General features: G+C 64.4%; 9 protein-coding genes. 8 read left to right on the forward strand and 1 reads right to left on the reverse strand.

All coding sequences use genetic code 11. The features are described 5' to 3' along the window. The first annotated feature begins 28 nt into the window (after nucleotides 1-28). The 8 genes from V1351_RS03685 to V1351_RS03720 all read left to right on the forward strand — a co-directional run bounded on the left by V1351_RS03685 (nucleotide 29) and on the right by V1351_RS03720 (nucleotide 11,262). Nucleotides 29-1,657, forward strand: coding sequence for an AMP-binding protein (locus V1351_RS03685; RefSeq protein WP_338750826.1), 1,629 nt, complete (start codon nucleotides 29-31; stop codon nucleotides 1,655-1,657). 382 nt (nucleotides 1,658-2,039) lie between these two features. Continuing rightward, nucleotides 2,040-3,677 carry a thiamine pyrophosphate-binding protein gene (locus V1351_RS03690; RefSeq protein WP_338752445.1) on the forward strand — a complete coding sequence of 546 codons (1,638 nt, stop codon included), beginning with the start codon at nucleotides 2,040-2,042 and terminating at the stop codon, nucleotides 3,675-3,677. A gap of 104 nt (nucleotides 3,678-3,781) precedes the next feature. Continuing rightward, nucleotides 3,782-4,498: a cyclase family protein gene (locus V1351_RS03695; RefSeq protein ID WP_338752447.1), complete on the forward strand. Its 717-nt coding sequence runs from the start codon at nucleotides 3,782-3,784 to the stop codon at nucleotides 4,496-4,498. Nucleotides 4,499-5,003: 505 nt separating this feature from the next. Next, on the forward strand, nucleotides 5,004-5,795 hold the full coding sequence (locus tag V1351_RS03700; protein WP_338750828.1) for an SDR family oxidoreductase: 792 nt from the start codon (nucleotides 5,004-5,006) through the stop codon (nucleotides 5,793-5,795). Nucleotides 5,796-5,826: 31 nt separating this feature from the next. Further along, complete coding sequence (locus V1351_RS03705) at nucleotides 5,827-7,356, forward strand: flavin-containing monooxygenase (RefSeq protein ID WP_338750830.1); 1,530 nt, start codon at nucleotides 5,827-5,829, stop codon at nucleotides 7,354-7,356. 9 nt (nucleotides 7,357-7,365) lie between these two features. Then, on the forward strand, nucleotides 7,366-8,946 hold the full coding sequence (locus V1351_RS03710; RefSeq protein ID WP_338750832.1) for a phytoene desaturase family protein: 1,581 nt from the start codon (nucleotides 7,366-7,368) through the stop codon (nucleotides 8,944-8,946). Nucleotides 8,947-8,977: 31 nt separating this feature from the next. Continuing rightward, nucleotides 8,978-9,952, forward strand: coding sequence for an AraC family transcriptional regulator (locus V1351_RS03715; protein WP_338750834.1), 975 nt, complete (start codon nucleotides 8,978-8,980; stop codon nucleotides 9,950-9,952). 536 nt (nucleotides 9,953-10,488) lie between these two features. Beyond that, entirely contained in the window at nucleotides 10,489-11,262 is a 774-nt protein-coding gene (locus V1351_RS03720; RefSeq protein ID WP_338750835.1) for a ParA family protein, read from the forward strand. Between the two features lie 138 nt (nucleotides 11,263-11,400). Here V1351_RS03720 and V1351_RS03725 read toward each other — a convergent pair whose 3' ends face one another. Continuing rightward, entirely contained in the window at nucleotides 11,401-12,939 is a 1,539-nt protein-coding gene (locus V1351_RS03725; RefSeq protein ID WP_338750837.1) for a DEAD/DEAH box helicase, read from the reverse strand. Between the last annotated feature and the right edge of the window lie 127 nt (nucleotides 12,940-13,066).

Genomic DNA, 13,066 nt, shown 5'->3' on the forward strand with positions numbered 1-13,066 from the left:
ACCAACCCCCTTCGAGTGAGGAGACCCCGTGCCCACGTCAACGAACCCATCGCCGAGGAGCCTGTCGCCGTCGGCGCACTCCGACACGTTCTGCCGGGACAACCTGCCCTCCCCCGAGGACTGGCCCGAGATCGTGCTCGGACCCGACACCCAGTATCCGGACCGGTTGAACTGCGCCACCGTCCTGCTGGACGACGTCATCCGGGAGCGTGGCGGGGAGCGCCCGTGCCTGCTCAGTCCCGCCGGTGAGGAGTGGTCCTACGAGGAACTGCGCACCACGGCCAACCGGATCGCGCACCTGCTGGTCGAGGACTTCGGCCTCGTGCCCGGCAACCGGGTGCTCCTGCGTGGCCCCAACAACCCGTGGATCGTCGCCTGCTGGTTCGCCGTGCTCAAGGCGGGCGGCGTCGTGGTCTCCACCATGCCGCTGCTGCGCGAGAGTGAGCTCGCGGCGGTGGACGAGGTCGCCAGGATCGATCTGGCGCTGTGCGACCACCGGTTCCTGGACGAACTGGTCGCCGTGGGGATGTCGGCGCCCGTCCTGGCCTACGGGGGGTCGGAGGCCGGGGACCTTCGCCAGCGGGTGGCGGGCAAGTCGGCCGATCACGATGACGTCGAGACGGCGGCCGACGACGTGGCCCTGCTGGCCTTCACCTCCGGAACCACCGGCCGCCCGAAGGCCACGATGCACTTCCACCGTGACGTGCTGGCGGTCGCCGACACCTTCTCCCGCCACGTGGTGCAGCCGACCCCGGAGGACCGATTCACCGGGACGCCCCCGATCGCCTTCACCTTCGGTCTCGGCGGGGCGGTGATCTTTCCCCTCCGCGTCGGCGCGAGCACCTTGTTGGTGGAGAAGGCGACCCCGGCCGAGCTGGCGGGCCACATCGATGCCCACGGCGCCACGATCTGCTTCACCGCCCCGACCGCCTATCGCGCGCTGATCGCCGGGGGGCATGCCGGGTCATTGCGCTCGGTGCGCCGCGCGGTCTCCGCCGGTGAGCACCTCGACGAGGCGACGTGGCGGGCCTTCCACGAGGAGACCGGGATCCGCATCATCGACGGCATCGGATCGACCGAGCTGCTGCACGTCTTCGTGGCCGCATCCGACGATGACATCCACCCCGGGTCCACTGGGATCGAGGTGCCGGGATACACCGCCCGGATCCTCGACGACGACGGCACGGAGGTGCCGGACGGCACGCCCGGTCGTCTCGCCGTCAAGGGACCGACGGGTTGCCGCTATCTGGCCGACCCCCGCCAGCAGGTCTACGCGGAGAACGGCTGGAACATCACCGGCGACACCTACGTCCGCGACGCCGAAGGCTACTTCTGGTACCAGGCGCGCAACGACGACATGATCATCTCCTCCGGGTACAACATCGCCGGGCCCGAGGTGGAGGAGGCGGTGGTCTCACACCCGGACGTCGCCGACTGTGCCGTCGTCGGCCACGTCGACGCCAGTCGCGGTCAGCTGGTGACCGCATACGTCGTCGTGCGCGACGGGGTGACGGCAGGTCCCGAGCTGGCGAGCGCCATCCAGGACCACGTCAAGAGTCAGATCGCGCCCTACAAGTACCCGCGCCGCGTGGAGTTCCTCGACGAGCTGCCCCGCACGGCCACCGGCAAACTGCAACGGTACAGACTGCGCCGCTAGCCCCGACGCGGAGTGAGAGACGACCCCCTCACCAGCAAGACGTGGACGCTGAGGCCACCTCGAGCCACGGTTCCTGGCCCCTTCGTCGAGCAGGACGAGTTGCAGACCCTCGACCTCGACCCCGGTCGCTCCGGCGCCGCGTACCCCTCACTCATCCGCAACGAGGCCGAACAGTCGACCTCGGGCGCGATTCGACCATCAAATGGTACGAGTCGGGTCCGAGATCGATCTAACGCAGTCATTGACGGTCGTTACATAGTCGATATGATATGTGACCTGCCACACGTTGTGCGAGGTCTTCGGACTCTGCGCATCATCACCGTTCAGTCGGCCGGGTTGCCCACGGCCGTCCAGCGCTCTCAGAGAGGTAACTCCATTGAAGGTGTATGAACGAGTCGCTCAGGTCCTCTGGGAATGTGGTGTGACGCAGATTTTCGGTGTCGCCGGGAGCGGCAACTACCACGTCACTCGCTCGTTGATCGAGCGCGGCGCAGGGTATATCTCGGCGCGGCACGAGGGTGGTTCGATGTCGATGGCGGATGCCTTTTCGCGCATGGCTGATTCAGTCCCGGTCGTATCGGTCCATCAAGGAGGGGGGGTTACCAACGTCATCACCGGAATGACGGAAGCGGCAAAGAGCGGCACACCCGTCGTCGTGCTCGCCGGCGAGGCGCCGCTTCGGGACCAGTTGTCCAACTTCCGTATACACCAGGACCGCTTGGTCGAGGCGGTCGGCGCCAAGAGTGTCCGGATCTTCGCCGACACCGCTACGGCCGATGTCCGCCGAGCGGTCAGTACGGCCATGACGCTGCGTGTGCCGGTCCTGCTGAACTTTCCGGTTGATGTGCAGGTCATGGACAGTCCCGAGACCGATCCGATCGTGGGGCTCGACCCATCGGCTCCGCCCCTGCCGGGGAAGGCGGGTGTGGAGGCAATCGCGAATCTCTTGCTCGATGCCCGCGCACCCCTGATCCTCGGGGGCAGGGGAGCGCGCCATGCACGCCAGGAGCTGCTGACCTTGGCTGAACGGGCGGGGGCGCTGACCGCCACGTCCGCTGTCGCACGGGGCTTGTTCCACGGCGACCCGTACAACCTTGACGTGATGGGCGACTTGGCCACGCCGCTGAATGCGGAACTGGTGCTGGACTCAGACGTCATCGTCGCGTTCGGGTGCAGCCTCGGCCGGTGGACTACGAGCAATGGAAGCCTCCTGCCAGAGAAGGCGACACTCGTCCAAGTAGACAGCGACCCCATGCACCTGGAAGTGCAGCGACCCGTGCACCTCGCAGTGGTCGGCGACTCAGCCGAGATCGCGAAGGCCGTGGCCGAGCACATCCCCGAGATGGAGGAGCTGTCCGGAAAGCGACGCACCGGCACGAACCGGAAGCGGATCGCGCAGGAAGGTCGGTGGCAGGACGTGCCGTTCCGGAACGAGAGCACGCAGGACCGCATCGATCCCCGGGCTGCCACCATCGTGCTCGATCGGATGTTGGATGCCGACCGCAACGTGGCAGTGGACTCGGGCAACTTCCTCGGTTACCCGAGCATGTTTCTCACGATTCCCGACGCGCGTTCGCTGTGCTTTAGTCAAGCCTTCCAGTGCGTGGGGCTCGGGCTCGCATCGGCGATTGGCCACGCCGTCGCCAGACCGGACCGGCTCACGGTCGCCGCGTGCGGTGACGGGGGGCTACTCATGGGCGCCTCGGAGCTGGAGACCGTCGTCCGACTGGGATTGCCAATGGTGGTCCTTGTGTACAACGACTCAGCGTACGGCGCGGAGGTCCATCACTTCGGCCGGACGCCTGAAGATGAGGGCTTCGTCACCTTCCCGGACGTCGACATGGCCGCCATCGCCCGCGGCCACGGGTTCACCGGCATCACCGTCCGCGCAGAGTCCGACCTCGCCCAGGTCGACGCCTGGCTCACCGGCGCTCGCGAGACACCCCTCCTTGTGGATCTGAAGGTCACTGATCGTAAGCCGTCCTGGTGGCTGGCCGACGCGTTCAAGGCCGAAACCTAAGAATCGGGCGGGCACGCCCCACTGAAACGAAGGAGAAGCAATTGCCTACCTTGCTCACCGGACTGCTGTCCGCGATATCGGAGGGTTCCGTCGAGATCATCGACATGACCAACGCACTGTCCGCGGACACCCCCACCCTGCGGCTGCCGGACCCGTTCGCCAACCTCATCGACTTCGAGCTGGAGGAAGTCAGCGCCTACAACACCCCCGGGCCCTTCTGGAAGCACCACAACATCCGCACCGGGGAGCACATCGGCACGCACGTCGACGCGCCGGTGCATTGGATCAGCGGGAAGGACGGACACGACGTCTCGACGATCCCCGTGCACCGCCTGATCGGGCCAGCAGCAGTGATCGACGTGCGTGCCCGGGTGGACGATGACCCTGATTTCCTCCTCGACATCGCCGACATCCAGGAGTGGGAGGCCCAGCACGGTCGGCTGCCCGAGAACGGCTGGCTCCTCGTGCGCACCGGCTGGGACAGGTTCTCGAACGACAAGGAGGCCTTCCTCAATACGGACGAGTCAGGCTCTCACACCCCAGGCATCACCGCGCAGGCCGCCGAGTGGCTCGCGACTCAACGGCCGATCTCTGGCTATGGGGTGGACACGGTCGGTATCGACGCCGGCCGAGGTGCAGAACTGGAACCGCCCTTCCCGGCGCACTACCACCTGCTGGGGAACGACAAATACGGCGTGACCTCGTTGCAGAACCTCGCGCAACTACCCCCCACGGGTGCGATGCTCCTCGTATCACCACTGCCCATCCTGGGCGGCACGGGCAGCCCCGCGCGAGTGCTCGCCCTCGTCGAGCACGACTAACCGCAGGCATGCCCTGAAAGTCCGATGCACCACCCATGACACACCCAAAGCGAGACTGAGCATTGAGTATCTAGCCTCACTTCAGCCTGGAGCACACTTCCTGCACCGTTCTGAAATGAATCACTCCGACAGCTACTCTCGGGCAGCGCTCTCGATGGATACGAGTTCGCATTGGTGGACCCGTGTTCGATTCTTTCTCACGCCGTGGCCCTCGCTCGTTGGTACCTTCGACGAAACCCATGCTGGCGTAGGGCCACGAGCCCTCAATCCGAGGCTCACCACTCTAGGACCCACAGAGCCGTTGTGCCGCCTCGAAGTGCCAAGGTCCTTCTGAAGATGAGGCAGGTTCGACGATGGCCAAGAGAGATTCTCGAGACTCGCTGCGATCTTGCGTTATGCGGATAACGCGGACACAAACGGGATAGCAAGATGTGCTCTGCATCTCTACTCTCGACCCAACTGCCCGAGGCTCCAGGCTACGCAAAGCAATCGAGAGAGGGACGTTATGAGCAACAGTTTGAACGGCCGCACCGCGATCGTCACGGGCGGCTCGACACTGATCGGGCACGGCGTCGTCGAGGCCCTCCACCGCGAAGGCGCGAACGTCACCGTCGCCGACATCGATGTCGAGGGCGGACAGCGGATCGTCGACTCGCTCGGTGAACGAGTCGTCTTCCGGAGGACCGACATCACACATGACGGCGACCTGAGTCGACTTGCTCGAGAGGTGGGCGACGAGCAAGGCGGGATCGACATACTGGTCAACCTCGCCTGTTCATATCTCGACGACGGTTTCGCAACCTCTCGTTCCGACTGGCTCAGCGCCCTCGACGTGAACCTTGTGAGCAGCGCCATGGCTGTGCAGACCATCCACCCGTGGCTCGTACGTAGTGAGCATGCTGCGATCGTCAACTTCACCTCGATCTCCTCGAAGGTCGCCCAGACTGGACGCTGGGTCTATCCGGCGAGCAAATCGGCCATGGTTCAACTCACGCGATCGATGGCCATGGATCTCATCTCAGATGGGATCCGGGTCAACTCCGTCAGCCCCGGTTGGACATGGTCGGCAATTATGGACGGCCTCTCGCGCGGCGACCGGGCCAAGACAGATGCGGTCGCCGCACCATTCCATCTGACATCGCGGGTGGCCGATCCGATCGAGATCGGCAATGTCGTCGCCTTCTTGGTTTCCGATGCCGCATCGGTCGTCACCGGAGCCGACTGGGCCGCCGATGGTGGATACTCCGCACTCGGGCCGGAACAAGCGGTACCGGCAATACCACAGCTCGAAGCCTGATGACCGCGACCAAGAAGGAGGTGCGCAACCCATGAAAATCGCTATTATCGGTGCCGGCTTTGCGGGGCTGAGTTCTGCAAAGGTGCTGCGTGAGTTCGGTTTTGACGTCGTCGTCCACGAGAAGGCGGCCGACGTCGGCGGCGTGTGGAGCCGCAGTCGACGCTATCCGGGCGTGCGCACCCAAAACAGCAAGGGCACCTACAGGTTCTCCGACCTCAAGATGCCGCGCTCTTATTCACAGTGGCCCACCGGGCGGCAAGTACAAGAGTATCTTGAACTCTATACGCAGGAATACGGTCTGGAGCCGTACCTTCGACTCAACAGTGAAGTGACCGAAGCCCGATTGCTCGACACCGAGGATGGTTGGGACGTGACGACTCGCGCGCTGGACGGAGCGATGGAAACGGAACGTTTCGACCATGTCGTTGTGGCTAACGGTATTTTCTCCGAGCCGTTCATACCTCCTTTCGAGGGGGCGGAAGAGTTCCTGGCCTCGGGCAACAGGATTGTCGCGGCCAGTGAGTTTCATGACATTGAAGACGCCCGCGGGAAAAGCGTGATCGTCTTGGGCTACGGCAAGACATCATGCGATGTCGCCGTTCCCATCAGCGAGGCCGCTGAGTCAACAACGGTCGTGGCCCGGGCGCTGCTGTGGAAGATGCCCAGGCGGCTTGGCGGCGTACTCAACTACAAGTATCTGATGTTGACGCGCATGGGCGAAGCGTTGTTCCGCTACCAGAGCCTTCACGGCTTCGAGAAGTTCCTGCACGGGCCGGGGGACGCTGTCCGACGCAGAATGTTGGGCAGCGTCCAGTCTGTGGCCACCAGGCAGTTGAACCTCAAGGAACTGGGCCTCGTGCCCCACGGGACCTTCGAGGACATCGGGCGAAGCACGGTGAGTTTGGTGACCGAAGGGTTCTACGAACGTGTCAAGGACGGTCGCATCACCGTGCATCGCGACTGCGTTGTCGCCAAACTGATCGTCCGCGACGGGGTTGGCTGGGCCGAACTGAGCAACGGTGAGACCGTTCGGGCCGACCTCGTCGTGTGCGGCACTGGCTTCCGGCAGATGGTCCCGTTCTTCGACGAGAAGTTGAACGATCGCCTCACCGATGAGGAAGGCAACTTCTTGCTGTACAAACAGATCCATCCGATCAACGTGCCGAACCTGACATTTTCCGGCTACAACTCGTCGTTCTTCAGTCCGCTCAGCGCCGAGATGGCGGCAGTGTGGATTGCGAGTCATCTGCTCGGCTGTCACAAGTTGCCACCAGAAGACGAAAGACTCGCCTTCGCCCAAGCCAAGGTCGCGTGGATGGCCGAGCGCACCGAGGGCCATCACGCTCGTGGAACCAACATCATCCCCTTCTCGATGCACAATGTCGATGAGGTCCTTGATGAAATCAACCTGAATGTCGGCGTCTTCGCTCGTTTCACGCAGTGGCTTGGACCGGTACGCCCGTCGGCATACCGATTCGTCGCAAAGAAGCTGAAGGATCGAGCCGAGAAGCGCGGCTTGTTGCCGACGGACGACTCATCTCAGGCCGAAACTGCGGTATAGGAGAACTTCGTGAATCAGCAGGTTGACGCCATCGTCATCGGAGCCGGCATCAACTCGATGATCGCGGCCAGCGAATTGGCGTTGGCGGGCTGGTCAGTGACCTTGATCGATGAACGCGACAGGATCGGCGGCTTCATCGCTTCCGACGAAATCACCCTGCCCGGTTATATCCACGACACATTCTCGTCGTGGCATCCGCTTTTCGTGGCGGGCGAAGCATATGGAGTTCTGGGCGAACAGCTTCACAAACATGGCCTGGAATACGCGAACACCGACGACGCAGTCACCGCAAGTGTGTCCACGACGCACGGTTCGGTGATTGCTCACCGGAGCGTCGAGCGAACAGTCGAGGGTTTTGAGAATCCGAATGATCGTGCCGAATACGTGGCGATGCTGGAACAGTTCGGTGAAGACGCGCCGCACATTTTTGGCGCGATGGGTACCGAATTGGGGGCAAAGACCGTCATGCGCCTGTGCTGGCAGTTGTGGCGGCAGCAGAAGTCCGCAGGTATCGAGCGCATGGCGCGCAGTGTCACGCAAAGTGGCCGAGGCTACGCTCGCCAGCGCTTCGATGGATGGGAAGCCGACCAGTTGTGGGCGCCGTGGCTGTTGCACGCTGGTTTGGCGCCCGATCAGGCTTCAGGCGGATTGATGTTTCCGGTGATGGCCGCAACGATGCACGGTTTTGGCTTACCTGTGGTGGTCGGCGGGGCCGGTCAATTCGTCACTGCCTTCGAGCGACTTTTTGCTGAACACGGAGTCAACGTCATAACTGGCTCACGCGTCGATTCGATCGAGGTGCAGGACGGTCGTGCCGTCGGTGTTCGGACAGGCGGCAAGACCCTCAGCGCCAGCAAAGCGGTGCTGGCATCGACCGGTCCTCGGCAGTTGTATGAGGAATTGCTCCGCGATCAGGATGTCGATCATCAGACGCGAGTCGAGGTAGCTCGATATCGTCCTGGCCGTGGGGCGATGCAAATACATGTAGCGCTTTCGGCTCCACTGTCGTGGTCGGACGCACGTCTTAACGCTGTGCCCCTCGTGCACGTCAGCAGCGGTTCGGACTCGACGGCCATTGCATGTGCGCAAGCGGAAGCCGGGCTTCTTCCGGAGACGCCGACCGTCGTCGTGGGACAGCAACACGTTCTCGATCCCGGGCGGGTGCCTCTTGGCTGTGGCTCGCTGTGGATTCAACTGCAGGAGCTACCTTTTACGCCGACAGGTGACGCGGCGGGCCAGCTCGACGTGGCGGACGGTTGGACGCCCTCCGTGGTCGACGGTTATGTCGATCGGGTCTTCGACCGGATCGAAGCGCACGCTCCAGGATTCAAGCTGACCGTGCGAAAAGCAGTAGCTCTGTCTCCGGCCGATCTTGCGCAAGCGAACCGCAATGCCGTGAACGGAGACCCATACGGCGGTGCGGCCGAGCTCGATCAAAATTTGTTGTGGCGGCCGACCCCCCGCACGTCCCGACACCACACAGCCGTGAAAGGGTTGTGGCACATCGGTGCGGCCACCCATCCGGGGCCGGGACTGGGCGGAGGTTCGGGACACTACGTCGCAAGCCGTTTACTGGCAAAGCGACTATAGTAACCAAAATATTGCGGCAGGGACCGATTCCATGACTGGTTTGCTGAGGCATCACAACCTCATCCACACTCGTGATCTTTATGAGGCGCGTGAAGAGGTTTCCCGTGCATTCTGTCGTCACGACCTGTCGTTGACCTCACGGACGGGCCGCCTTGACGTCGTACACAACGGTGTGCGCGTAGGCGGTGTCGGCCTCAATTATTTGCGGTACGGCGACGAGGTGAGGATAAGCCCGGGCAAGCTCAATGCCTTCTATCTCGTCCAGGTGCCTATCGCCGGTAGAGCGGCAGTCAGTGTTGGCGATACCACCGTTATGTCGGACCGCAACCGTGCGTCCCTCGTATCACCGTTGCAGCCGGTCGACATGGTTTGGTCAGATGGTTGCGAACAGATGATCATCTACCTTGACAGGCGAGCAGTCGAACAGTTCGCCAGTGAGAATGCTGCTGGCGAACACCCCAAGGAGGTTGTGTTCGAGCCTGCGGTTGACACCAAGGCCCCAGCGATCCGCAGTTGGCTACGCATTGTCGGCCTGTTGCGTGACGAGGTCGAGTCCGGCTCCACTTTGCTCGAATCAGCGCTTGCTTCAATCAACTTCGAGCAACTGCTCATCGGTGGACTGCTGGCTGCGCAACCGAACAGTTCTGAATACGGAATTCCCATCAGTCGTGGACGCGTTGGGAATCGTGCGGTCAAAATCGTCACCGACGCGATCACAGCACAACCTGAGCGCACATGGCGGGTGACTGAACTGGCTGCATTGGCCGGCGTGAGCCCGCGCAGTTTGCAGGGCGCGTTCAGGCGGGAATACGGCGTGGGACCGATGGAGGTGCTGCGCCGCGCTCGCCTGGAACATGCCCACAGTGACCTCGTGGCAGGATCACCCGAAGGAACGAGCGTCACCGAGATCGCGATGAGCTGGGGATTCTTCCACCTCGGCCGGTTCGCGGCCACATACCGTGAACGCTATCGTGAATCGCCGTCGAACACATTGGCTCGCAAATGATGTCGCCGGTGTTGGCGGGTGCAGGTCCAGCGTATCCGGTGTCGTTGATTTGATTGGGTTGCGCGCAAGCCGCAGACGTTGCGGTGGACTGAATCGCACTGGGTTGGTGGAGTCTTCATCGTTTGGGAACGAGGATGGTCTCATGCCGAAGGACAGCACCCCGGGGAAGCTGACTCCGCGTCGCCACAGCCCTGAAGAGAAGGCCGCTGCGGTACGGATGGCAGGACCCTGCGGACCGAGTTGAGAACGGGACCACGGGCGGGGCCTGGTGGTTGGTGGGCGTGGTTGTGATCGGGTGGACATCGAGGCCCTCTGATGTGTGCAGTTCTCACATGCTCAGCCCGACCACACGGGATCGACTACGCGCCGCGGGCGCTCGCCGGCTGCGCCCTGTTCGTCGACGCCGTCCGAGAGGGGCGGATCTGGCGGGTCCGATCGGTCTGAGTGAGCAACGTCCCAGTGACCTGGACGCGCAGCCGGACCCGACCTGCGAGGATGACCCTCGCAGTCCAGCACCTCAAGGAGGGGTACCACCGGTGGCACGAGCCAAGAAGTCGGCGATCATCGCCGTCGCGAACCAGAAGGGCGGCGTCGCGAAGACGACGTCCGTCGCCTCGATCGGCGCAGCCATGGCCGAGGCCGGCAAGCGCGTCCTCCTGGTCGACCTCGACCCCCAGGCGAGCCTGACCTTCAGCCTCGGGATCGACCCGGACGTCGTCGAGGTCTCCATCCACGAGGTGCTCCTGGGCCAGGCGGAGGTCACCGAGGCCATCCTCGAGGCCAGCGAAGGGGTCGACTTGCTGCCGTCGACGATCGACCTCGCCAGTGCCGAGGCGCAACTGCTGACCCGGCCCGGTCGTGAGTTCGTCCTCCAGTCGGTCCTGGAGGAGGTGCGCAGCGACTACGACGTGATCCTGCTCGACTGCAGCCCGAGTCTTGGGGTCCTGACGCTCGCGGCGCTGACCGCAGCGACCGGCCTGATCATCCCGATGCAGGCCGAGATGCTCAGCCACCGCGGCGTCGGCCAGCTCCTCGACACCGTCCGCGACGTGAAGAAGCTGCTGAACAAGAAGCTGAAGACCATCGGGATCCTGCCGACGATGTACGACGGACGCTCCAACCATGCCCGCGAGGTGCTCGACGACCTCGGCGGTCGGTACAAGCTGCCGGTGCTCTCGCCGCCCATCCCGCGCACCGTCCGCTTCGCCGAGGCGCCGGCCGCGGGGCGTTCCATCCTCGACACCGCCCGCTCGAGCAAAGGTGCATCGGCCTACCGCGAAGTCACCGAGCGCATCCTCGAGGCCATCTGAGGGTCGCGATCCGGTACGCACGAAGGGGGGCTCCCCCCTTCGTGCTCGACAAGACAAACCCCGGGTTCGCGGGAGTATCAAACTCCAGCGAACCCGGGGAGTATCGGGTCACCCGATAAACGGGGGGCAGGTGGGGCGTCAGCCGTTGTTGGTCCGACCCGACTGCGACTGACCGCCATGGGTGCGACGACGGTTGCGGCGACGGCGCGGCCGACCCTCGGAGCTGCCGGAGTCCCCCTTCGCCTCGCTACTGCGGCCACCGGAGCGACCGCCGCCGGTGCGTGGGCCACTGCTGCGACCGCCACCCTGGCGTCGACCACCGGACTTGCCGGTCTCACCGATGTCCTCGAGCTGCTCGGCCCCCAGACCCTCGCGGGTGCGCTGGGAGCGAGGCAGGCGACCCTTGGTGCCCTCGGGGATGTCGAGATCGGTGAAGAGGTGCGGGCTGCTGGAGTAGGTCTCCACGGCATCCGGGATGCCCAGGTCGAGTTGACGGTTGATCATCGACCACTTGGTCTCGTCGTCCCAGTCGACGAAGGTCACGGCGATACCGGTGTTGCCGGCACGGCCGGTGCGTCCGATGCGGTGGACGTAGGTCTTCTCGTCGTCCGGGCACTGGTAGTTGATGACGTGCGTGACGTTGTCGACGTCGATGCCGCGGGCCGCGACGTCGGTGGCAACCAGGACGTCGACCTTGCCGTTGCGGAAGGCGCGCAGCGCCTGCTCGCGCGCGCCCTGACCGAGGTCACCGTGGATCGATGCGGCGGCGAAGCCACGGTCGGCGAGCTCGTCGGCGACCTTGGCGGCCGTGCGCTTGGTGCGGGAGAAGATGATCGTCAGGCCGCGGCCCCTGGCCTGCAGGATGCGGGCGATCATCTCGACCTTGTCCATCGCGTGGGCGCGGTAGACGAACTGCTCGGTGGCCTTGACGGTGTGGCTGTCGGCCTCGCCGTCCTCGCTCATCGCGCGGATGTGCGTCGGCTGGGTCATGTAGCGGCGGGCCAGGGCGACGATCGCACCGGGCATCGTCGCGGAGAAGAGCATCGTGTGGCGGGCGGGCGAGGTCATCGCCATGATCTTCTCGACGTCGGGCAGGAAGCCCAGGTCGAGCATCTCGTCCGCCTCGTCGAGGACGACGGTCTTCGTGGCGGACAGGTCGAGATGCTTCTGCTGGGCGAGGTCGATGAGGCGCCCGGGGGTGCCGACGACGACGTGCACGCCGGCCTTGAGCGCCTCGATCTGCGGCTCGTAGGCGCGGCCACCGTAGACGGTGAGGACCTTGACGCCCAGGCGCTTGCCCGCGCGCTCGAGGTCGGCGGCCACCTGACCGGCCAGCTCACGGGTGGGTGCGACGACCAGGGCCTGCGGGAGGGAGACGTCGGAGTCGAGGTCGACGTGGTTGAGGATCGGGACGCCGAAGCCGAGCGTCTTGCCGGTGCCCGTCTTGGCCTGGCCGATGATGTCGTGCCGGTCGAGGGCGACCGGCAGGGTCATCGCCTGGATGGGGAAGGGGTGGATGATCCCGGCGTCGGCCAGGGCGGCGACGATCTCGGGGTGGACGTCGAAGTCCGCGAAGGTCTGCTGGGCCGCTTCGGGGGCGGTGCCCTCGACATCGGGGGTGGCTTGGACGGCCTCGTCGGTGGGTTCGAAGGTTTCGGACGTGCTGGTGTCAGTCATGTGTCTCTCGATCAGCGTGGACGACGCTGCGTGCGTCGCGGGTGGCACGGGCCGATCGGAGGTCAGTCAAGCGGTCTGCCACGCGTGGCGGGCGACCGCGCCGGACGTCTCGTCCAGCCGGAAAGGA

The organism is Janibacter sp. A1S7 (assembly GCF_037198315.1).
Lineage (GTDB): Bacteria > Actinomycetota > Actinomycetes > Actinomycetales > Dermatophilaceae > Janibacter > Janibacter alittae.

Bases quoted from the DNA above. Each gene is read 5' to 3' on its own strand.
- V1351_RS03725 (WP_338750837.1), bottom strand. From the start codon at position 12,939: ATGACTGACACCAGCACGTCCGAAACCTTCGAACCCACCGACGAGGCC.
- V1351_RS03695 (WP_338752447.1), top strand. From the start codon at position 3,782: ATGACCAACGCACTGTCCGCGGACACCCCCACCCTGCGGCTGCCGGAC.
- V1351_RS03700 (WP_338750828.1), top strand. From the start codon at position 5,004: ATGAGCAACAGTTTGAACGGCCGCACCGCGATCGTCACGGGCGGCTCG.
- V1351_RS03705 (WP_338750830.1), top strand. From the start codon at position 5,827: ATGAAAATCGCTATTATCGGTGCCGGCTTTGCGGGGCTGAGTTCTGCA.
- V1351_RS03715 (WP_338750834.1), top strand. From the start codon at position 8,978: ATGACTGGTTTGCTGAGGCATCACAACCTCATCCACACTCGTGATCTT.